This is a genomic window from Ectothiorhodospira variabilis (assembly GCF_022227625.1).
In the GTDB taxonomy this organism is placed as follows: domain Bacteria; phylum Pseudomonadota; class Gammaproteobacteria; order Ectothiorhodospirales; family Ectothiorhodospiraceae; genus Ectothiorhodospira; species Ectothiorhodospira haloalkaliphila.
The window spans coordinates 55,562-77,759 of the sequence record NZ_JAJNAO010000014.1; the positions used below are offsets into that span (position 1 = coordinate 55,562).

17 protein-coding genes are annotated in these 22,198 nt (G+C 62.1%); 11 read left to right on the plus strand and 6 right to left on the minus strand.

Annotated features, from left to right (window positions below; genetic code table 11):
• Positions 1-37: 37 nt before the first annotated feature.
• Entirely contained in the window at positions 38-2,212 is a 2,175-nt protein-coding gene (locus LPW30_RS12920; protein ID WP_239681069.1) for a response regulator, read from the plus strand.
• 129 nt (positions 2,213-2,341) lie between these two features.
• Positions 2,342-4,585, plus strand: a complete 2,244-nt coding sequence (locus LPW30_RS16140) for a methyl-accepting chemotaxis protein (RefSeq protein ID WP_338018742.1) — start codon at positions 2,342-2,344, stop codon at positions 4,583-4,585.
• A gap of 35 nt (positions 4,586-4,620) precedes the next feature.
• Here LPW30_RS16140 and LPW30_RS12935 read toward each other — a convergent pair whose 3' ends face one another.
• On the minus strand, positions 4,621-6,306 hold the full coding sequence (locus tag LPW30_RS12935) for a glutamine--tRNA ligase/YqeY domain fusion protein (RefSeq protein WP_238625174.1): 1,686 nt from the start codon (positions 6,304-6,306) through the stop codon (positions 4,621-4,623).
• A gap of 238 nt (positions 6,307-6,544) precedes the next feature.
• Here LPW30_RS12935 and LPW30_RS12940 point away from each other — a divergent pair, with 238 nt between their 5' ends.
• The 9 genes from LPW30_RS12940 to LPW30_RS12980 all read left to right on the plus strand — a co-directional run bounded on the left by LPW30_RS12940 (position 6,545) and on the right by LPW30_RS12980 (position 18,212).
• Positions 6,545-8,419, plus strand: a complete 1,875-nt coding sequence (locus LPW30_RS12940; protein WP_025281663.1) for a phosphoenolpyruvate carboxykinase (GTP) — start codon at positions 6,545-6,547, stop codon at positions 8,417-8,419.
• Between the two features lie 250 nt (positions 8,420-8,669).
• Complete coding sequence (locus tag LPW30_RS12945) at positions 8,670-11,996, plus strand: ATP-binding protein (RefSeq protein ID WP_239681070.1); 3,327 nt, start codon at positions 8,670-8,672, stop codon at positions 11,994-11,996.
• 45 nt (positions 11,997-12,041) lie between these two features.
• On the plus strand, positions 12,042-13,808 hold the full coding sequence (locus LPW30_RS12950; RefSeq protein ID WP_238625171.1) for an SLC13 family permease: 1,767 nt from the start codon (positions 12,042-12,044) through the stop codon (positions 13,806-13,808).
• Positions 13,809-13,838: 30 nt separating this feature from the next.
• A complete protein-coding gene (locus LPW30_RS12955; protein WP_239681071.1) occupies positions 13,839-14,501 on the plus strand; it encodes a Crp/Fnr family transcriptional regulator in 663 nt (220 codons plus the stop codon).
• 101 nt (positions 14,502-14,602) lie between these two features.
• Positions 14,603-15,946, plus strand: coding sequence for an ABC1 kinase family protein (locus tag LPW30_RS12960; protein WP_239681072.1), 1,344 nt, complete (start codon positions 14,603-14,605; stop codon positions 15,944-15,946).
• A 222-nt stretch (positions 15,947-16,168) separates the two neighbouring features.
• A complete protein-coding gene (locus LPW30_RS12965) occupies positions 16,169-16,672 on the plus strand; it encodes an antitoxin Xre/MbcA/ParS toxin-binding domain-containing protein (RefSeq protein WP_025281659.1) in 504 nt (167 codons plus the stop codon).
• On the plus strand, positions 16,672-17,154 hold the full coding sequence (locus tag LPW30_RS12970) for an RES family NAD+ phosphorylase (protein WP_239681073.1): 483 nt from the start codon (positions 16,672-16,674) through the stop codon (positions 17,152-17,154). Before LPW30_RS12965 ends, LPW30_RS12970 begins: the two co-directional genes overlap by 1 nt.
• A 430-nt stretch (positions 17,155-17,584) precedes the next feature.
• Positions 17,585-17,881, plus strand: coding sequence for a type II toxin-antitoxin system RelE/ParE family toxin (locus LPW30_RS12975; RefSeq protein ID WP_239681074.1), 297 nt, complete (start codon positions 17,585-17,587; stop codon positions 17,879-17,881).
• Positions 17,882-17,885: 4 nt separating this feature from the next.
• A complete protein-coding gene (locus LPW30_RS12980; RefSeq protein ID WP_025281656.1) occupies positions 17,886-18,212 on the plus strand; it encodes an addiction module antidote protein in 327 nt (108 codons plus the stop codon).
• A gap of 380 nt (positions 18,213-18,592) precedes the next feature.
• Here LPW30_RS12980 and LPW30_RS12985 read toward each other — a convergent pair whose 3' ends face one another.
• The 5 genes from LPW30_RS12985 to LPW30_RS13005 all read right to left on the minus strand — a co-directional run.
• A complete protein-coding gene (locus LPW30_RS12985) occupies positions 18,593-18,865 on the minus strand; it encodes a HigA family addiction module antitoxin (RefSeq protein WP_025281655.1) in 273 nt (90 codons plus the stop codon).
• Positions 18,866-18,876: 11 nt separating this feature from the next.
• Entirely contained in the window at positions 18,877-19,155 is a 279-nt protein-coding gene (locus tag LPW30_RS12990; protein ID WP_239681075.1) for a type II toxin-antitoxin system RelE/ParE family toxin, read from the minus strand.
• Between the two features lie 287 nt (positions 19,156-19,442).
• The gene (locus LPW30_RS12995; RefSeq protein WP_025281653.1) at positions 19,443-19,826 is read right to left on the minus strand and encodes a hypothetical protein; all 384 of its coding nucleotides are present in this window, start codon (positions 19,824-19,826) and stop codon (positions 19,443-19,445) included.
• 117 nt (positions 19,827-19,943) lie between these two features.
• Complete coding sequence (locus tag LPW30_RS13000) at positions 19,944-20,744, minus strand: MFS transporter (protein ID WP_239681076.1); 801 nt, start codon at positions 20,742-20,744, stop codon at positions 19,944-19,946.
• A 415-nt stretch (positions 20,745-21,159) separates the two neighbouring features.
• Positions 21,160-22,198: methyl-accepting chemotaxis protein (locus tag LPW30_RS13005; RefSeq protein ID WP_239681077.1), on the minus strand; the 1,039-nt coding region annotated here is incomplete at its 5' end.

Consider the following 22,198-nt stretch of genomic DNA (forward strand, 5'->3'; position numbering starts at 1 on the left):
TGTCCGGACCCTCATCCCCACCCGTGATGGTACTGAAATGACCCGGGTTCCAGCCGATTCCGAGGCTCGTCTGCGCGAGCGCGAGGAACTCCTGGCTCAGTTCATCGAGCATGCGCCGGCCGCGCTGGCCATGTTCGACGAACGCATGTGCTATCTGGCCACCAGCCGACGCTGGCGGGAGACATATGGGCGCGGTGACCTCGAGCGCCCCGGGGCCTGCCATTACGACGTCTTCCCCGAGATCGGTGAACGGTGGCGGGAGGTCCATCGCAGGGGCCTCGCCGGCGAGGTGCTGCGGGCCGAGGAGGATCGTTTCGAGCGTGCCGATGGTGTGGTGCAGTGGTTGCGCTGGGAAGTGCGGCCCTGGCAGCGGGCGGACGGCAGCGTGGGGGGGATCATGATCCTCTCGGAGGATATTACCGAGCGCCATGAAAATGCCCTTTCGTTGCGCCTGCAGGCCCGGCGCGCCGAGGCCATGCTGGCCCTGCCGCGAGAGGCCGAGGCCCGGGGCGAGGCAGGTCTGATTCAGTATGGCCTGGAGTCGGCCGAAGACCTGACCGAGAGTGGCGTTGGCTTCATCCGTGTCCCCCATGATGATCCGGGTACCCCGGAACAGGTGGTCTGGTGTCGTCGTGACCTGAATGAGGCGGGCCAGGTGAGCTTTCAGCCGTTGAGTTCGTCTCAGGATGGATGGATCTGGCGGCGCCTGATGGAGGCTGGGCAGCCGCTGGTCTTCAATGATGAAGAGACGCTGAGTCGCCGGCTTACGCCATCAGGTGTTGCCGGACTCACGCGCCTGGTATGGGTGCCCGTGATCGAGCATGGTCGGGTGGTGATGGTGCTCGGCGTTGGCAATAAGCCACGGGAATACACCCACATGGATGTGGAAACCCTGCGTCTGATGGCCGAGCAGATCTGGCATCTGGTGCAGCGGCGTCGCACCGAGGCGGAATTGCGGCAGCATCGTGACCATCTTGAGACCCTGGTCAGCACCCGCACCGCACAGCTGGAGGAGGCGCGGCACCGGGCGGAGGAAGCCAATCGGGCCAAGAGCGCCTTCCTGGCGAATATGACTCATGAGATTCGTACCCCCCTGAACGCCATCGTCGGGCTGGTGCACCTGTTGCGCACCGGTGAGAAGGCCGCCGGGCAAGATGAAAAGCTCCACAAGGTGGATAGCGCCGCCAGACACCTGCTGTCCATCGTCAGCGATATCCTGGATATCTCCAAGATAGAGGCGGGCCGCTTTGTCCTTGAGAGCAGGGACTTTCACCTCTCTTCCGTGCTGGATCACGTGGCATCGGTTATTTCCGAGTCTGTACGGGCCAAGGGTTTGCTGCTGGAGACGGACTGCGACTCCGTGCCCCAATGGCTACGCGGCGATCCAGCCCGGTTGCGTCAGGCCCTGCTCAACCTGGCGGGAAACGCGGTCAAGTTCACCGAGCATGGCGGCATTCATCTGCGTGCCTGCCTCATGGGCGAGGACGAGCGTGGGCTCCGGGTGCGCTTTGAGGTGCGTGACACGGGCGTCGGCATTGCACCGGAACATCGGGATCAACTCTTCCAGGCCTTTCAGCAGGCCGATACCTCCATCACGCGGCGCTATGGCGGTACCGGGTTGGGTCTGGTGGTCACCCGCCGTCTGGCAGAATTGATGGACGGTAGCGTGGGCCTGGAGAGCGAGGTGGGGCAGGGTAGCCTGTTCTGGTTCGAGGTGACCCTGGAACGCGGTCGGGGTGACCAGGCCCCGGATGTTCAGGCGCCGCTTATGCCCTCCCACGAGCCCGGGCCCACGCCCGATGACTTCAAGGCCCATGTGGGTGCGCGTGTCCTGGTGGCAGAGGATAATCCTGTGAACCGGGAAGTGGCCCTCGCACTGCTGCAGCGAGTGGGGCTGATGGTAGATACGGCGGAGGATGGCCGGGCTGCACTGGCCATGGCCCGAGAACAGCGTTACGACCTGATCCTCATGGATGTGCAGATGCCGCGCATGGATGGCCTGACCGCCACCCGCCGCATACGCGCACTGCCCCAGGGGAGCGACGTCCCCATCCTGGCCATGACGGCCAACGTGTTTGCCGAAGATCGCCATGCCGCTCTGGCAGCAGGCATGAACGATTTCCTCTCAAAGCCTGTGGATCCGGATGCCCTTTATAAGGTGCTTCTCAGGTGGCTGGAGGCAGACGACCTGTCGGATCAGGGCCTTACTTGATGGATGCCCCCGGCGCGGGGCTTCAGAGAACGGCTCGAATGCCGATATATCAGAAACGTCCTTTTCGGCACGGCCCAAAGCCCGTTGTGCAGCGCGATTACCCAGGCACGATCATCCGGAGAATAACAGGTGCTCAAGAATATCAGTCTCAAAGTGCGTTTGATTGTGGTGATTGCCTTCCTCTCTGCGTTGCTGATGGTGATCGGTGGCATGGGGTTGACCGGGATGCAGGCTGCCAACGATGGTCTCGAGACCGTCTACGATGATCGGCTCATCCCTTCCCAGCAGATTGCCGAGATCGAGAGTCTGATGCAGGCCAATATCATCCAGCTCAACCTGGCGGCCATGCACGACCCACGACTGGAAGAGAGCCGATTGCATGACCATCCCATTCAACTGCACACCAACCAGGTGAGGGAAAACATCCGTCGGATCGACCAGGTCTGGAGCGCCTACATGGAGACCTTCCTCACCCCGGAAGAAGAACGCCTGGCTTCGCAGTTCGCGGATCGGCGGGGGCGCTTCGTGCGTGAGGGCCTGTTGGAGAGCGTGCGGCTTTACGAGGAAGGTCAATACGCGGAAGCCAACATTCGCATGATCGAGGTGACCAATCCCCTGTTCGGGGAGGCGACTGAGTTGGCGCGGGCGCTGCTACAGCTGCAGTTGAATGTGGGCAGTCAGGAGTTCGAGTCGGCAGTTTCCGCCTATGAGACCACCCGCAACCTGGCCGTGATCATGATTGCGGCGGGCGTACTGATTTCGGCCTTGATGGGCTTCCTGCTGATCCGCGCCATCGTTACGCCGCTGAACCGGGCGGTGGGCTATTTTGAGGCCATTTCGGACGGCAATCTGGATAACGAAATCGTCATCACCCGCAACGACGAGATCGGCAAGGTCCTGGGCAATCTCGCCGACATGCAGGGCAAGCTGAAGGCGGATATCACGGAAACACGTCGTGTGGCAGCGGAGAATCTGCGGGTGCGCTTTGCCCTGGACAATGTGTCCTCAAGCGTCATGGTGGCGGCACCCGACATGAAGATCATCTATACCAACCGAGCCCTCGAAACGATGTTCCAGGAGGCCGGTGAGGATATCCGCACCGAGTTGCCGGGCTTTGACGCCGGGGCCTTGCTGGGGGCAAAGCTGGACGTCTTCCGTGACAAGCTGGGCGAGGCGCGCCAGAAGATGGAAAACACCCGCACACTGGTGCGCACGGAGCTGGACATCGGCGGTTGTATATTCCGCTTGATCGCAAGCCCGATTGTGGACGCCCAGGGTCAGCGTGTGGGTACCGTGATGGAGTGGGTGGACCGCACCAGCGAGGTTCATGTGGAGACCGAGGTCACCTCGCTGGTGGATGGGGCGGTCAAGGGCGACTTCAGCCGTCGGGTGGATACCGAAGAGCTGGAAGGGTTCTTCAAGCGCCTGGGGGATGGCGTGAACACCCTGATGGCGACAACCTCCGCCGGTTTGTCCGAAGTGGCCGCCGTGCTGGAAGCCGTCTCCGAGGGCGACCTGACCAAACAGGTGACCGGCGACTATGAAGGCACTTTCGGCGAGCTCAAGGACGATACCAACAAGACCGTGGCCCGCCTGCGGGATCTCATCGGTCAGATCAAGGAATCCGTGGATGCCATCAACACCGCCTCCCGGGAGATCGCCGTGGGAAATACGGACCTGTCCCAGCGCACGGAAGAGCAGGCCTCGAGTCTTGAGCAAACCGCCTCGAGCATGGAGGAACTGACCTCCACCGTGAAACAGAATGCTGACAATGCGCGCCAAGCCAGCGAGATGTCCAATCAGGCCAGTTCCGTGGCCCAGCACGGCGGCCAGAAGGTGGATGATGCGGTGGAATCCATCAAGGCGATCACTGCCAGTTCAGAGAAGATCAGCGACATCATCACCGTGATCGACGGCATCGCCTTCCAGACAAATATCCTGGCCCTGAACGCTGCCGTGGAGGCGGCACGTGCGGGTGAACAGGGGCGGGGTTTTGCGGTGGTTGCCGGGGAGGTGCGCAACCTGGCGCAACGTTCTGCCTCGGCTGCCAAGGAGATCAAGGATCTGATTGCAGAGAACGCCGAAACCACGGAGAAGGGCAGTCGGCTGGTGCTGGATGCCGGCAAGGCCATGGAAGAGATGGTCGGGCAGGTGAAACGCGTGTCGGACCTGATCAACGAGATCGCCGCCGCCTCGGACGAGCAGACCACGGGCATCGAGCAGGTGAACAGCGCCGTCACTCAGATGGACGAGGTGACCCAGCAGAATGCCTCGCTGGTGGAAGAAGCCGCGGCAGCAGCCGAGTCGCTGGAGGAGCAGGCCCAGGGTCTGGCCAGGGCCGTGAGTGTGTTCCGGGTGGATGACCGGGGATGAGGGGGGTGTTCAATGATGCGTGAGCGTTGATCCCGTCAGCCCCGCATCTGCTTCTCCAACTTGGCCCAGGTATCCCGCAGTGTCACCGCCCGATTGAACACCGGCCGCTCCAGCGTGCCATCCGGGTCCGGTACGAAATACCCCAGGCGCTCGAACTGAAAGCACTCACCCGGCGCGGCCTTGGCCGCAGCCGGTTCCAGGCGAGCATTTTCCAGGATGACCAGGGATTCGGGGTTGATGTGTTCGATGAAATCCTTGTCCTTGTCACCCGCCGGATGGGGTACCTGAAACAGCCTGTCGTACAGGCGTACCTGGGCGGACACCGAATGCGCCGCCGACACCCAGTGGATGGTGCCCTTCACCTTGCGATCCGCCCCCGGCTGCCCGGAGCGGGTCTCCGGATCCAGGCTGCAACGCAGTTCCACCACCTGGCCGGATTCATCCTTGATCACCTCGTCACAGCGGATGATGAAGGCATTACGCAGGCGCACCTCGCCGCCCGGCTTGAGCCGGAAGAACTTTTTCGGGGCCTCTTCCATGAAATCATCCGCCTCAATGTAGATCTCCCGTGTCATGGCCACCTTTCGCGTGCCCATTTCCGGTTTCTGGGGGTGCACGGCGGATTCCAGCCATTCCGTCTCGCCCTCGGGGAAGTTGGTCAGCACCAGTTTCAAGGGTTTGAGCACGGCCATGGTGCGCGGTGCCCGCTCGTTCAGGTCGTTGCGCAGCGCGTTTTCCAGTACACCAAAGGGAATGATGGAATCCGCCTTGGTGACACCGATCTCCTGGCAGAACTGGCGGATGGACTGGGGCGTGAAACCCCGGCGACGGATGCCAGCCAGGGTGGGCAGACGTGGATCATCCCAGCCATGCACATGGCCCTCGTCCACCAGTCGGGTGAGACGACGCTTGGAGAGCACGGTGAAATCCAGGTTCAGCCGCGAGAACTCGATCTGCACCGGGCGCGAGGGCACCGGCAGGTGCTCCAGCAGCCAGTCATAGAGGGGGCGATGATCCTCGAACTCCAGGGTGCACAGGGAATGGGTGATGTGCTCGATGGCATCACTCTGACCGTGTGCGAAGTCGTAGCTGGGGTAGATGCACCATTGATCCCCGGTGCGCGGGTGAGTGAGCCGGCGGATGCGGTAGATCACCGGATCGCGCAGGTTGATGTTGCCCGAGGCCATGTCGATGCGCGCCCGCAGTACATGGGCACCGTCCTGGAATTCTCCGGCGCGCATGCGCTCGAACAGATCCCTGCTCTCCTCCCGGGGTCTGTCGCGGAAGGGGCTTTCGATGCCCGGTTCGGTCAGGGTGCCCCGTTGCTGTCGGATGGTGTCGGCGTCCTGGCTGTCCACATAGGCCAGCCCGTGGTCGATCAGGTAGAGGGCCCACTCGTAGAGTTGCTCGAAGTAGTCCGAGGCATGGCGCTCGTGTTTCCAGGCGTAGCCCAGCCATTGGACGTCCTCCTTGATGGCGTCGATATACCGCTGCTCCTCCTTGGCCGGGTTGGTGTCGTCAAATCGCAGGTTGGTGTAGCCCCCGAACTCCTCGCCCATGCTGAAGTTCAGGGCGATGGACTTGGCGTGGCCCAGGTGCAGGTAGCCGTTGGGCTCGGGCGGGAAACGGGTGATCACCTGCTGGCATTGCCCGGCCTCCAGTTCCTTGCGAATACGGTTGCGGATGAAGTGGGTGGGGGCCTGGGGTTCGGGTGTGGTCATGGGGTCCAATGCGTTATGAGTAAGTCAGGGCCGGATTATAAGTGTCCGCTCAACCGGGAGCCAGCGCGGGCCGTTCGCAAACACCCTCTGAAGCGCTTCCCGGCTGGTGTGAAATGTCGATGGATGAACCCCTTCGGGAACGGGCAGTCCCATAGGGCAGGCGTGCAGGTTGCCGGTCGGGGGACAATCCCCCGCAAGATTGAGTATGCTGTTTTCACTCACCAACGCGAGAGGTCCCATGAACGATCAAGCGAGAACCCAATCCCTTCCAGGGCCCGATTACTCCGACCAGGTGACCAACCAGGCGCTGCTGCAATGGGTGCAGGAGACAGTGGCCCTGTGCAAGCCCGATGCGGTGTATTGGTGCGATGGCTCCCAGGAGGAATACGACTTCTTCACCCAGCAGCTGGTGGATGCGGGCACATTCATTCGCTTGAACCCGAAAAAACGGCCCAACAGCTTTGCCTGCTTCTCCGACCCCAGCGACGTGGCCCGGGTGGAGGATCGCACCTATATCTGCAGTCTGCGCAAGGAGGATGCGGGCCCGACCAACAACTGGGAAGAGCCCCGCGCCATGAAGCAGACGCTCAACGGTCTGTACGATGGCTGCATGCGCGGACGCACCCTGTACGTGATTCCCTTCAGCATGGGTCCCATCGGCTCGCCCATCTCCCAGATCGGCGTGGAACTGACCGACTCCCCCTACGTGGTGGTGAACATGCGCATCATGACCCGCATGGGCAGGAAGGTCATCGATACCCTGGGGGATGGCGACTTCGTCAAGTGCCTCCATTCGGTGGGCGCCCCCCTGGAGCCGGGTCAGAAGGATGCCCCCTGGCCCTGCAATCCGGAGGTGAAGTACATCGTCCACTTCCCGGAAGAGCGTTCCATCATGTCCTATGGCAGCGGCTATGGCGGCAATGCCCTGCTGGGCAAGAAGTGCTTCGCCCTGCGCATTGCCTCTTCCATGGCCCGGGACGAAGGTTGGCTGGCGGAGCATATGCTGATCCTGGGGGCGGAGTCCCCCGAAGGCGAGAAGACCTACCTGGCCGCCGCCTTCCCCAGCGCCTGCGGCAAGACCAACTTTGCCATGATGATTCCCCCCGAGGAGTTGGGCGGCTGGAAGATCACCACCGTGGGTGATGACATCGCCTGGATCAAGCCGGATGAGCATGGCCAGCTCCATGCCATCAACCCCGAGGCAGGCTATTTCGGTGTGGCACCGGGCACCAACTACAAGACCAACCCCAACGCCATGGAGTCGGTGAAGGAAAACGCCATCTTCACCAATGTGGGCGTGACCCCCGATGGCGATGTCTGGTGGGAAGGCATGGAGGGCACCCCACCCGAAGGTACCCTGAACTGGAAGGGACAGGTACATGAGCAGGCCTCCACTACCCCTGTGGCCCATCCCAATGCGCGCTTCACCGCGCCTGCCCATCAGTGCCCGAGTGTGGATCCCGAGTGGGAGAACCCCAAGGGCGTGCCCATCAGCGCCTTCATCTTCGGCGGCCGGCGCAGTACCACCATCCCGCTGGTATATCAGTCCTTCAACTGGAACTTCGGTGTCTACCTGGCCGCCACCATGGGCTCGGAGATGACGGCGGCTGCCTTTGGCAATGTGGGCCAGGTGCGTCGCGATCCCTTTGCGATGCTGCCATTTGCCGGCTATCACATGGCTGATTACTTCAACCACTGGTTGCAGTTCGGCCGCAATCTGCCCAATCCGCCAAGGATTTTTGGTGTGAACTGGTTCCGGAAGGATGAGTACGGCAATTTTGTCTGGCCTGGTTTTGGCGAAAACATGCGGGTGCTCAAGTGGATCATCGAGCGTTCGCGCGGCCAGACATCGGCGGTGGAGAGCCCGGTGGGCTGGATGCCCCATTACGAGGACCTGGACATGCGGGGTCTGGACTTCTCGCACAAGGACTTCGACACCGTGATGGAGGTGGATCGGGAGGCCTGGAAGGAGGAACTCATGGGCCACGAGCAACTGTTCTCCAAGCTCTATGACAAGTTGCCCAAGGAGTTCTTCTTCATGCGCGAGTTGTTGCTTTCGGGGCTTTGGCGGTCGCCGGAGCACTGGCACCTGGCGCCTGAACGGGAAAACTGAAACCGTTCCAGCCGGCCCGGCGGAGAATCCGTCGGGCCGGTTTTTCGACCCTCCCATAGTATTCCCGAAGAGAAGACGTTGATCATCCGGCTGCCGGCTCTATACTTGGGCGGTTTCAGGGGGATCCTGCCCCTTATCCTGGAGCATGCTCATGGGTGGCCATACGCGGGAGACCCCACTCGCATCAACATTCACGCCTGCCCCACGACGGCGGGCTGCGCTTTCCCTGCGTTGGCTGATCGCTATCCCCATGGTGCTGATCACTTTCATTGCCTCGGGCGTCGTGGCATGGCTGGCCATCGTGGACGGTCGGGATGCGGTGAACGATATTGCCCGGCAACTGCGCACCGACGTGCTCGCGAGGGTGGAGGATCAACTCACCCACTATCTGAGCATTCCAGCACAGGTCAATGAGAGCAATGCGCGTGCACTGCGCAGTGGTATTCTGGATCTGGAGGATTCAACCACGGTGCAGCGTTATTTCCATGGGGTGATCGAAAGCCAGCCATCACTGGCGTATTCCTTTTTCGGTACCACTGAGGGCGAATTCTATGGGGCGCGACGCATGGCCGATGGGGATGTGCAGGTGGTGCGTGCAGGGGAGATCACTGGGGGGGATTCCCATAATTTTTCCACCAGCGAATTGGGTGATGCCCTGGAATTGAAGCAGGTCTACCCGGGCTTTGATCCCCGCGCCCGGCCCTGGTACCAGGCTGGCGTGGCTGCAGGCCGCTCCACCTGGACGCCCATTTACCGTCACTTCGTCCTTCATGACCTGGCGCTAACGGCCTCTCGACCCCATTACGACGCCGACGGGCGGTTGCTTGGGGTGTTCGCCGTGGACTATGTACTCACCCAGATCCACGCCTTTCTCCGGTCGCTGGATCTGACCCCCAATGCTCAGGTATTCGTCATGCAGGGCGATGGTCACCTGGTGGCGGCTTCCACGGCACCGGAAGGGGGATTTTTCCGGGAGGAGGCAGGGCAGTTCCTTCCTGTTCCCGCTACTGAGTCCGGAGTGGCGTCGGTGGAGGCTGCCGCTCAATTGCTTCAGGAGCGCCCGGGGGGGCTGGTGACCATATTCCAGGACGAACTCCTGAACTTTTCAGCGGCAGGAGAAGAAAAATACCTTCAGGTCAGGCCCTTCGCTCCATCGCCAGGGTTGGACTGGATCCTGGCTGTGGTAGTACCCGAGCAGGATTTCATGGGCGGGATTCGGGATCAGACCCGCACCACCCTCATGATCATTGCGGCCGTGCTTTTGCTGGCCGGATTGCTGGGGTTCCTGATGGCCGGTCGCCTTGCCGCGCCCATGGAGCGCCTGGGGCGGGACGCCGATGCCCTGGCCAGGGGACAATGGGAGCGCAATCCCCGCCGGACGACGATCCGCGAATACAATCAACTGGACCGGGCTTTCCAGGCCATGGCCCGGCAGTTGAGCGATCAGTTCCAGCGCGTTCGGGAACAGTCTGATGAGATCCAGGAACAGAACCGCCTGCTTGAGCAGCGAGTGGCCGAACGCACGGCTGAACTGGATCAGACCACCAGCCGGCTGCGTGCCTTCTTCGAAAATATTCCTGGCTACATCGTCATCATTGATCGGCAGTACCAGATTGTCAGTGCCAGCCAGAGTCTGCTGGAGGTGTTCGGCATCAATGATCTGGAAAAGGTGCTTCATCAGCCTTGTTATCAACTGGCCTGGGAGCAGACCAGGCCTTGCCAGCAGTGTGCGCTGGAAGAGTGTTTTCGAACCCGGCAGCCCGTGGTGCGCTACTCCACGCCTGAAGAGGAGGCAAGATTCGGCGGCCGCTCCATGCAGATCTTCAATGGTCCCATCCTGAACGACCAGGGAGAGGTCATCGGTGGCATGGTGTATTACTCGGACGTCACCGATCTGCGTGCCCTGGAGCGGCAGTTGATTGCGGCTCGCGAGGTGGCTGAGGCGGCCAACCAGGCCAAGAGCGAGTTCCTGGCCCGCATGAGTCATGAGATCCGCACTCCCATGAATGCCATCCTGGGCCTGAGCGAGCTGGTGATGCTGGAAGGCGTGCAGGGGCAATCCCACGAGTTCATGCAGATCATTCAGCATTCGGCCCGACACCTGCTCGCGGTGATCAACGACATCCTGGATCTTTCCAAGATCGAGGCCGGACGCATGGAGTTGCTGGAGTCCGATTTTGATCTGCACCATGCGCTGGAACAGATGGTGGGCACCCTGAGAATGTCTGCTCAGGACAAGGATCTGGAACTGGCCCTGGAGATGGCATCCGACGTGCCCCGCTACCTGCATGGTGACATGCACCGTCTGGGGCAGATACTCATCAATCTGGTGGGGAATGCCATCAAGTTCACTGCAGAAGGCGGTGTTCGGGTGACAGTCCGGGTTCTGGGTACCCGGGGGACGCAGGTGGATCTGGGCTTCGAGGTGATCGATACCGGCGAGGGGATTCCTGAAGACCGTCAGGCGGAAATCTTCGACACCTTCACTCAGGTGGATGGTTCGGCGAAACGCCGCCATGGAGGTACCGGGCTCGGACTGGCCATCACCCGCCAGCTGGTGGAGAAGATGGGTGGCTGCATCAACGTGACCAGTCGCCCCGGGCAGGGGAGTACCTTTGGCTTCAATGTGGTGCTTGAACTCGGCGATCCCGAGAAAGTGCCCATGACCGAGGGCGCCCACCCGGCGGTATTCCACAATGCCCCTCGGTCCCGTGTCTGGCGGATCCTGCTCGTGGAGGATACTCCCGCCAATGTGGTGGTGGCCGAACAACTGCTCAAGCGTCTGGGACATGAGACGGTTTCGGTGACCCATGCCGAGGCTGCCTTTCAGCAACTGAGCCTTGAGCATTTTGACCTGGTGTTGATGGATGTGGAGATGCCTGGCATGAACGGCTTTGATGCCACCCGGCATATCCGCGACGGAGGTGCTGGGGAGGGCAACCGCATGTTGCCCATCATCGGACTGACCGCACATGCTCTGAGTGAGTATCGTGAGCGGGGGCTGGACGCGGGGATGGATGACTACATCTTCAAGCCCATCAGCCTCGGTGAGCTTGGGCGGACCATCGATCATGTGATGGGTCACTGCAATACGGGGAGTGCAAGCTCCGGGGCCTCCAAGCCCCGGTCCACTGCGCCCTGCGTGGACCTGGCACTGGTGATGCGGCGCCTGGGCGGGGATCATGAACTGCTCATCGAGATGCTGCTCACGATTCTCCCGGACTTGCCTGAAAAGATGGGCGCGCTGGCCCAGGCCCTGAATGAGGAAGATGGCGATACCGCCGCACGGATCGCGCATACCCTCAAGGGGCATGTGGCTACCATCGGCGCCCAACGGGCAGCGGAGCTGATCGAGGCCCTGGAGGCGCTGGTGCACAGGGGTGATTTTCGGCAGGCGGCGTCCCGGCTGAGCGGCATCATGGCCGAGCTGTACCGCATCTATCAAGGCACCCCCGCCGCCCTCAAGGGCGTCTTGGCGGGGATGCCCGTGGATGAGCCTGCCGTGCGCCATGGACTGCCTCAGGTGGAGGCGCTGACGCGCGAACTGGGCCCTTCAGGCCGGGCACGAGAATATTGAGAATGATCCATCCATCGCGGACGAACCACTGGAAACTGATGAATCATGATCCTTGAGGCCTGGTTTACCGCCTCGCTGATCGTGGGCATGCTGGCCATGCTCACCTTCACGCGTGCAGCCCCGGATCTGGTGTTCGTGGGGGCCGTGGTGATCCTGCTGCTGGCGGGCATCGTCAGCCCAAGGGAGGCCTTTGCCGGTTTCTCCAACGAGGGCGTGATCACAGTGGCGGCCCTCTACGTGGTGGTGGCCGGCCTGCGCGAGACTGGAGGCATCCAGTGGATCGTCCAGTCCCTGCTCGGGCGGCCGCGCTCCCTGTGGCGGGCGCAAATGAGACTGACCACGCCAGTGGCGGTGATGAGCGCCTTTTTGAACAACACCCCCGTGGTGGGCATGCTCATCCCGGCCGTGAACGAATGGGCCCGCAAGCTGGATCTGCCGGTGTCGCGCCTGATGATGCCCCTGTCATTTGCCGCCATCCTGGGAGGGACGATCACGGTCATTGGCACCAGTACCAACCTGGTGGTCAATGGCCTGCTGATCGATCAGACCGGCACCGGTCTGGGCCTGTTCGACATCGCCTGGGTAGGCGTACCCGTGGCCTTTCTGGGTCTGGGCGTGATGCTGGTCTTCGGGCGATATCTGTTCCCCGATCGCCGACCGCCCATGAGCCATATCGACGATCCCCGGGAATACACCCTGGAGATGCTGGTTGAGGACGATGGTCCTCTGGTGGGGCGGAGCATTGAGGAGGCCGGCCTGCGCCACCTGCCTGGTGGATATCTCATGGAACTGGACCGTCAGGGCACCCTCATCCCCGCTGTGTCGCCCCAGGAAATGCTCCGGGCGGGCGACCGGCTGATCTTCGTCGGGGTGGTGGAGTCCATGGCCGACCTGCAGCGCATTCGTGGTCTCACCCCGGCCACCGGGCAGGTGTTCAAGCTGGATGGCCGGCGCTCCGACCGGGTGCTCCTGGAGGTGGTGGTGTCCAATACCTGCCCGGTGGTGGGCATGACCATCCGCGATGGGGGGTTCCGCAACCGCTACAACGCGGTGGTGATCGCCGTGGCCCGCAACGGTGAGCGACTGCGGGGCAAGATCGGCGACATCGTTTTGCGCCCGGGCGACACGTTGCTGGTGGAGGCGGGTTCGAGCTTCCTGGCCCAGAACCGCAACCGCCGGGACTTCTTCCTCATGACCCAGGTGCAGGATTCCGCCACGCCCCGACATGACCGGGCCCTGGTGGCCATGGGGATTCTTGTGGCCATGGTTGGCAGCGCCAGCCTGGGCCTGCTCAGCATGCTGGAGGCCGCCCTGGCGGCGGCGGGGCTGATGATCCTGAGCGGGTGTGTGAGCATGTTCACCGCCCGTGGCAGTCTGGATTGGTCGGTGCTGCTGACCATCGCCGCTGCCTTCGGCGTGGCCGCCGCCATGAACAATACCGGTCTGGCCCAGGCCGTGGCCTTGAATGTGACCGGGCTGGCCGGTGATCAGCCCTGGTTGAACCTGTTGCTGATCTATCTGCTCACCGCACTTTTCACGGCACTGATCACCAACAACGCCGCCGCCGTGCTCATGTTCCCCATTGCCTGGGCCGTGGCACAGGATCTGGGTGTGAGCCTGATGCCCTTCGCAGTGGCCATCATGTTCGCTGCCTCCGCGAGTTTTGCCACGCCGTTTGGCTACCAGACCAACCTGATGGTCTACGGCCCCGGGGGGTATCGGTTCAGTGACTATCTGCGCGCGGGCATCCCCATGACGCTGGTCACCGGAGCCCTGGTGATCCTGCTGGTGCCACTCATCTGGAGCTGGTGAGCCACACTTTCCCGACAGGAAACATTGCCCATGACCTTGCAGGAACTTCAACGCCTCCACCTGTTCGAGCCCCTGAACAGCGATCAGCTGGTGCGCATCCAGTCCACCCTGCGGGAACGCCACTGCCGGGCGGGTGAGCCCTTGTTTTCCCAGGGAGATCCGGCGCCGCATTTTTTCCTGGTGAAGAGCGGGGCCATGAAGCTTTACCTGCTCTCAAGGGATGGTGACGAGAAGGTGGTGGAGGTGATTCAGTCCGGGCAACTGTTCGCCGAAGCGGTGATGTTCATGGATGAGCGGCGTTATCCCGTGAATGCCTCAGCCCTGTCGGACACCCATCTGGTGACCTTCGACACCGAGTGCTTCCTGCAGCTTCTGGGGGAATCCCCTGATCTGGCCCTGAAACTGCTGGGCGGCCTGAGCCGCCGCATGCACGGATTGCTCAGTCAGATCGACGAACTCACCCTGCACAATGCCACCTATCGCCTGGTGTCCTACCTGCTGGCCCAGGCCCACTCCCAGGCCGGACAGGTGCGCCTGTCCATCCCCAAGCAGGTGATTGCGTCACGGCTGTCCATGAAACCGGAGACCCTCTCACGCATTCTGGCCCGCCTGCGGGAACGGGGCCTGCTGGAGGTGCAGGGTGAAACCCTGGTGCTGCTGAATGAGTCCGGGCTTCGGCGAGTGCTGGAGTAGTCGGGGCAGGGCGCGACAGGCGGGATGCCCCCGCAATGAACATCCGGCATAATTAGCAGTCTCTAATAAACACTCACATCGCCCACAAGGCTGCATCATTCATGTCCGATCATGGCAAACGCCGTTCCAACCCCGTCCCCAGTTCCCGTTTTGGTCGCCTGTGGCACCTGGGCATGGCCTCCGGCACGCTCGCGGCCGGGATCGGCTTCAAGGGCCTGACGGAGCTCACCCGCAAGAGCAACGGCAGTCGCCCGGCACGCATCGATCTGCCCGGCAAGCATGCACAGCGTTTCACCAATCGCCTGGCTCGCATGCGCGGGGCGGTGATGAAGATGGGGCAGCTCATGTCCATGGACGGCACGGACCTGCTCAGCGAGGAGGCCTCGGAGATCATGGGTGCCCTGCGTCAGGGCGCGGAGCCCATGCCCCTGGGGCAACTCAGTGGCGTGCTCAACCGGGAATATGGAAAGGGCTGGGAGCAGCAGTTCAAGCACATGGATCTCACCCCCATTGCGGCCGCTTCCATCGGTCAGGTGCACAAGGCCGAAACCCGCGACGGCCGCACCCTGGCGCTGAAGATCCAGTTTCCCGGCGTGCGTGAGAGCATCGATAGCGACATCAACAACCTGGCCTTTTTGTTCCGTCAGTTCCGCATCATGCCCGCCGGTGTGGACCTGGGGCCCTTGTTCGAGGAGGCCCGCCTGCAGCTGCACCGCGAGACCGATTACCAGACCGAAGCCGAGTCCCTGAAGGCCTATGGCGCCATGGTGGGGGATGATCCGAACCTGTTCGTGCCCCGGCTGCATGATGACTTGTCCACGGAGAATATCCTGGCCATGGACTTTGCCCCCGGCGAGCCGGTGGACCGGATGATCTCCGGCGACTATCCCCGGGAAGATCGTGACCGGGTGGCGACCCTGCTCAGCCGCCTGGGCTTCCGGGAGCTGTTCGATTTCGGGCTGGTGCAGACCGATCCCAACTTCAGCAACTATCTCTACGACATGGAGTCCGGGCGCGTGTCCCTGCTGGACTTCGGCGCCGCCCATCGCGTGCAGCCCCGTTGGGTGGAGGTTTACCGCCATCTGGGTCAGGCGGCGTACTCTGAGGATCGAGAAGACATGCGCCGGGCCTGCATCGAGCTGGGGTATCTCAAGGAGGAGTCGGATCCGGCTGATGTGAACGAGATGCTGGACCTGCTGCTGCTCTCCGGTGAGCCGCTGCGGCATGAAGGTCCCTATGATTTTGGCGCCTCGGACCTGTTCGAGCGGGTGTATTACCGGGGCAAGGACCTGTTCCTGGACGAGCGCTTCCGCCACATGCCCGAACCGGCCACCCTGTTCCTGCATCGCAAGTTCATGGGTATGTTCCTGCTATGCCGCAAGCTGCGGGCGCGGGTGGATATCGGCCGGATGATGACTCCTTACCTGGGCCTGGAAACCCCCTAGACCCTGGATATCCGGCCGGATGATGATGCCTTACCTGGGCCTGGACAACCCGTAGACCCTGGATATCGACCGGACGATGACGCCACACCCGTGTCCGCTCCAGCCCTTGCAGCCGCCAGGCAGGGGTTGGGCCACCGGACAGATACGTCCAGAAACGGTTGATCTGCGCTTGTCTGCATCGATTTGATGCTACAATCGCCTCATATTGATGCGGGGTGAGCTATGATCAGTCAGCCGGAGAAAGAAGAAAGTCGCGTCAGCGTCGCTGGCCGGAAGGCCAGGGCCTATCGCCCATCCGTGGATGCCACTCGTGAGGTGGTCAGAAAAAAGCTGGGGGACATTCCGGAAGAGGTATTCTCCAGTCGCAAGATGTTTATCGATGTCTCTCGCAAGGGCATTCCTGGTGATTGGGTTAAAAGTGTGGTGGAGGCCACGGGGCTGCGAGAAGCGTTTCTGGGGATTCTGAACATCGATTCTGGCAATCTCAGTCGCGTTTACCGTAGAAAAGCCCTGCCCAAAGAGACTTCTGAGGAGGTGCTGGATGCCGTCCGGTTGCTCCGCCAGGCAGCAGATGTCTGGGAGTCGTATGACCTCGCGATGCAGTGGTTCAAGAGTCCGGTACCGGCTCTGGGTGACGAGCGCCCCCTTGACCTGATCGACACCTTCGAGGGTCGTCGCTGGATTTCGCAGGTACTGAACAAAATCGAGTATGGGGAATTCAGCTGATGCGGATTTTCCGCATCACGAAGGAAAAGTACCTGGAGGTCTATACCGGGTTGGGTGGCAGCTACAAAGACGGGGCTCGCTGGAATCTCCCTGGTACGCCGGCGCTTTATTTTGCATTGTCGGCGCCGGTCGCCATGCTGGAGATGGCGAATTACACCGTAACCCCGAGAATGGTGCCTCCGTCTTATCGCCTTGGAGTGTACGAGATTCCTGACGATACTCCCATTGAGTATCTGGCGCAGGAACATTGGCCTGAGGATTGGGCCCGCTTTCCTCATCCCGAATCCACGCAGAGGCTCGGCGATGAGTGGCTGAGAGAGGGAACGGGCCTGGGCTTGATTGTCCCGAGCTGCGCTGTGTCGGCAGGCCTCGGTGAAATCATGGTTGTCAATCCGCGGCATGAGTTGACCAAGCAGATCAAGCTCGTGGAAGCGCGGAGGGATATTTTCAATCCCAGAGCGTTTCCAGGTCTTGGCGATTAGCGACCCAGAGCTGCCACTCGGCCTCAACGGATGAGGGTCTCCAGCCCTGCCTCAAGCGGACATTCGTCACTCGCCCTTCGGTGTTGGGGGCAGGCAGGCCAACGGTTTCGCTGAGCTTGGTATCCTGAAGGCCAGCAGAATCTCGCACGGATGAGACCATATTGCCGTTGGCGGTCGGCAGGGAACCCAGCAAGGGTGTGGATGCACCGACGAACGTGCGCCACCGCCCGGAGCGTACCCTCCTCTATTAAATCGTTGAGGAACACTTCCCAGCGCCCAAGGAGCGTCGGCGGCAGCATTCCCTGCATCTCTCGGACTCCTTCTACGTTGATGCCGAGTGTCTGGGTGATTCCAGCCCGGTAAGGAGAGGTTTGCATCAAGACACGCCAGCGCGTGACCACGAGTGAACTATGGTTCACAATACGGTCCAATGGTCACGATCCAGACAACCAGTACGTTCGATGCATGGTTCGAGTCACTCCGGGACCGTCAGGGCAAGGCCCGGATCGCAGCCCGATTGCGGCGCGTGGAGATGGGGCACATGGGCGACGCGAAGACGGTCTGCAAGGGCGTGCAGGAGATGCGGATCGACTGCGGACCCGGATACCGGATCTATTTCACCCGGCGGGGCATCGAGATCGTGATCCTGTTGGCCGGTGGCGACAAGGACTCCCAGCAACGGGACATTCGCGCGGCCACCGAACTGGCCCGGCAGATTGGAGACTGACGACATGACCAACGTGACACTGAAGCCCTGGGACGCAGTGGACCACCTCCACACGGACGAGGACATGGCCCTCTATCTCGATGCCTGCTTCGCTGAAGACCCCGGGGACGGGAGCCTGATCCGGGCCGCGCTCGGAGACATTGCCCGAGCCCGCGGTATGACCCAACTGGCCCGGGACACCGGCATGGCTCGCGAGGGACTGTACAGAGCGCTGTCCAGCGAGGGAAACCCTGAGTTCACCACGATCATGAAGGTTGTGCGCGCCCTCGGGCTTCGGCTGCACGCCCAAAGCGCGAACGAGAACCGGGAACCGGGCGCTTCGGTGCAGTAGCGGCCACTTGAACGCGAAAGCCCCGGTCTTGCCGAGGCTCAGACGGAAATGGGGGGTGCGGGTCTCTCAGTCAGTCCCGGGCGCGACGCTACAATACTCCTGCTCGCGCGGCTTCCTCGGTCTGCCCGGTCTGCCGGGGACTCTTGCCGACCCATAGCGGACGGTCTGTGGAGGTGTAGAGAGACTCCAGTCGTACTCACAGCTGCCACTCGAAATACCCCGGATGCGATGGGATTGAAGACCACAGATCAAGCCCCCCGCGGGATGAACTGTAACTTGATGAGTGCGTATGTCGACCAGCGCCGGGGCCGTCGGGTGATCCTCGCCAACTTACCATCCGGTACCACGTTATTTCGGGCGCATTCCCCGCAGACCCAACACTAAGCCGCCTTGCCGTGGCGCTCACGCCAAAGATCGTAATCGAGTTGCATTCCCGCCCAGACTTCGGCACGTCCGCCTCGCTCCACACCCAGCCAGCGCTCGATGCGCAAAGCCATCTTCGGTGAAATACCCGCGTGACCGTGAAGCACACGGGACAGCGCTGCCCGCGTGACGCCCAGTTCGCGAGCCGCGGCCGCCACCGAAAGCCCCAGCGCTGGCAACACGTCATCTCGCAGGATTTCTCCGGGGTGCGGTGGATTGTGCATCGTCATCATGACCCTCCTCAGTGGTAGTCCTGATAATCGACCAGGATTGCATCACCGTTATCGAACTTGAAGGTCAGCCGCCAGTTGCCGCTGACCAAAACGGACCAATGCTCCGACAGGTTGCCTCTGAGTGGGTGCAAAGCCCAGCCTGGCAGATTCATGTCCTCCGGGGTGCTAGCCCGATTCAGCACCGCGAGTTGACGGGACAGTTTGGCAGCATGCCCGCTCTGGATACCTACCTTGGACCCAGTCTCGAAGAGTTTTCGAAGGCCTTTGTGCCGGAAGCTCTTGATCACGCTCCTGATCGTATAGCATCGCTATACGTCATGCAATGACGTCCATCACGTGACGCACCAAGTTTCATCCACACCTGGTTCCGACTGCTGAGACCAACTTTGTGAAACCCGTAAAACCTTCACCCTTCAACCTCGAAGGCCTTCCCGAAGCGCTCCCCATGTGGATCAGGCTGGTTCGGCGTGCCCGTTAGAGAATCGACTTCAGCCGCTCAGATCCAAGCCCTCCAATGTCCGCTCAGGGCCGGTCAGCGTCCTTGGAGGGGGGATCACTGACCGGCCCAGGCAGATCAGCACTCGGTGCGTTCGGCCATCTCCAGGGCGTCATCACTGCGGCCCAGGTCAACCCAGTGACGCTTGTCGTGATCCCGGGCAATGAAGAGCAGCAGCACGGAGGCACTGCGGATGGCCTTCTCCTGCCGGGCGGCCTCACTTTCCGGTTTGACCTGCTTGGTCATGATCCAGCGTCCAAACCACCGGGGAATCGTAGGGAACCCCAGGGCCTGTGCGGTCAGGCCATCCCTTTGCTCCGATGCTTCTCGTCGGGAAAACCGGATCCACGACACGAGTTCCGTGACGAAGGCCGGGTCGTTGAACTGGGCGATGTTGCCCTCCCGGACAAAGCCGATGATCGGTTCGATATCAGCATGACCGACCCGGAACGATCGCAACATCACGGACTCGCAAGGATTGGCCTCCAGAAGCCGCACTGCAGCCTGGTGTCCAAAAAAAGGGCGGCTATAGGGTCTCTGGCCCGGCTGGGTCCGTGCCTGGCAGGAGGGGCCCGTGTGCTAAGGCTTGTACCCCAGTTCCAGTTCTGCTTGTTGCTCCGTGCGCGGATCCAGCTCGGCGGCTACCGCCGATGTGCGGGTGATGGGCACGAAGCCAGCCTTCTCTTCGGGAGCGACTGCCGGTTCCCGCAGGATCCGCCAGAGGGCAAACAGGGACAGCCCCGAGGCGATCCCGGCCACCAGCGCGCCGACCACGCCCACTGGCGTCCTGTGGTAGAGCGCCTTCAGTGACAGGGGCTGGGCCTTGATGGGGGTAGGCTGCAGGGCCGGGGTCAGGGCGATGGGGATCAAGCCCAGGCAGAACAGGATGGCCACCAGGGCAAAGCTGGCCAGGTGGCCCGGCCCGTAGATCAGCACCAGAAACTGTCCCACGCCGAGCATCACCAGACAGATCATCATGTAGACGGCAAAGATCTGGCCCCGGTTGTGTCGAGCCCGTTCATTGAGCCAGCTCTCGATGACCATGTAGAGCCCTACCACCGAGATGCCGTTGAAGATGCGCAAGACCCACCACACCCAGGGGTCGAAGACCAGTCCATGGAGCAGCGCGGCGATGGCCGACACCGCAGCCAGGGCGCCAAAGGCACGGATATGCCCCACCCGGCGGATCAGGTGAGGACAGAGCAACGAGCCGATGATGAAACCCAGGAAGAAACCGGACATGACCAGCCCGATCAGCCAGCTGGGCAGTCCCGCCTGGGCGGCACTCAGGCCCAGCAGGGTGCCCAGCATGCCGGAACCGCAGAGCAGGATGCCCATGCCCAGAAGCAGGCTGGAGACGGATGTGAGAGTCGGAAACACGGGCGATGTCGGTGACAGGATCAGTCCTGCATCCTAACGCTTTGAGCCAATTGTTCCACCCCTTGCCCGAATCCTCGGAGATCCGCGGCATGAGCGTGTTCTGTTACGTCAAGCGCAGGATTTCATCGTGTTCCATGCGAACCAAGTGACAAGTCATCCGGAGGTCGTCCAAGGGAGGCATGACAGCCATGTCGCTCCGGGGCCAAGAAGGCGTGGGAACCAGAAGCCGCTCGAAACGGACATGTCAGTCCTACCTTTTGGACTCAGTTCGAGATGCAGTCTTCATCTCACCTCCCAGAGGTCGGGATAGAAAGCCTTGGACAGGGTGGGACGTAACAGGGGGCTTGAAGGACGCGCTGCAAGCGGGCGGCTCTTCGTCGTCGCCGACCCAACGGATCCGGGCCCGGATCCGTGATCAGACCTTGAAGCTTCCCACCCGGTGTTGCAGGTCTGCGGCAAGGCGCGCCAGTTCCTCGCTGGCGGCGGTGATCTGTTCGGCACCCGCCGCCGTTTGCTCACTTCCATCGCTGATATTGACCACGTTGCGGTTGACCTCCTCGGCCACCGCGGACTGCTCCTCGGCCGCACTGGCGATCTGGGCATTCATGTCGTTGAGGGTCCCGATGGAACGGCTGATCACCTGCAAGGACTCTCCCGCTCGTGCCGCCTGCTCCACACCCGCCTGGGCCTTGGTGCGCCCCTCGCCCATGGACTTGACCGCCCGGGCGGCACCTGACTGCAGACGTTCGATCATTTCCTGTACTTCGTTGGTGGAGGCCTGAGTGCGGGAGGCCAGGGTCCGGACCTCGTCGGCCACCACCGCAAAGCCCCGTCCTTGTTCGCCAGCCCGGGCAGCCTCGATGGCGGCGTTCAGGGCGAGCAGGTTGGTCTGCTCGGCGATGCCCCGGATCACATCCAGCACCTTGCCGATCTCGTCGCTATCGGCCGATACGGTACCGATGACCTCGGCGGATTCTTCCACCTGATGGGCCAGTGCCCGGATGGTTTCGATGGTCCGCTCCACTTCCTGAGTGCCTTCCCTGGACTGCTCGTCTGTACTGCGTGTGGTGCTGGCTGCTTCGGAGGCGTTGCGGGCCACTTCCTGGACTGTGGCTGCCATCTCATTCATGGCGGTGGCCACTTGCTCCACTTCCGACTGCTGGTTACGCACCTGCTGGCGCGTTTCGCCACTGGTGGCGGACAATTCTTCAGCCGCTGCCGCCAACTGTGCGGAGGCTCCCACCACCTGCTTGACCAGTCCATGCACGCGGTCGGCAAAGCCATTGAAGGCTCGCGACAGGTCGGCCACCTCGTCGCGCCCCTGTACCGGCAGGCGCTGAGTCAGATCCCCATCTCCCTCGGCGATGGCTTGCAGATGAGCGGTTGTGGCCTTGAGAGGCGTGACGATGACCCGGGTCAGCAACCAGCCCAGCATGACGGCCGAGGCCAATGCC